Origin of the sequence: Pseudomonas sp. NY15364 (assembly GCF_048068235.1) — a bacterium.
Taxonomy (GTDB): Bacteria; Pseudomonadota; Gammaproteobacteria; order Pseudomonadales; family Pseudomonadaceae; genus Aquipseudomonas; species Aquipseudomonas mendocina_D.
The window spans coordinates 1-203 of record NZ_JBLUPX010000112.1; the positions used below are offsets into that span (position 1 = coordinate 1).

A 203-nucleotide genomic window follows, 5' to 3' on the forward strand; every position below is an offset into this window, starting at 1 on the left:
GCTGTTGTCTTTGCGAAAATCCGCGATGGTCTTGAAGTCCGGCGCCAGACGACCCAGCAACCACATCACCTCGATATTGCGCCGGCACTCCTCCTCCAATCGACGAGAGGAGCGAATGCGCTGGAAGTAGCCATATAGGTATAGCTTGAGCAAATCAGCTGGATCGTAGCCAGGGCGCCCAGTCTTGAGCGGCTCAGCCTTGC

1 protein-coding gene is annotated in these 203 nt (G+C 57.1%); it reads right to left on the reverse strand.

Annotated features, from left to right (window positions below; all coding sequences use genetic code 11):
* On the reverse strand, positions 1-203 hold a 203-nt coding region (locus tag ACNFCJ_RS24210), incomplete at both ends, for a transposase (RefSeq protein ID WP_416773913.1).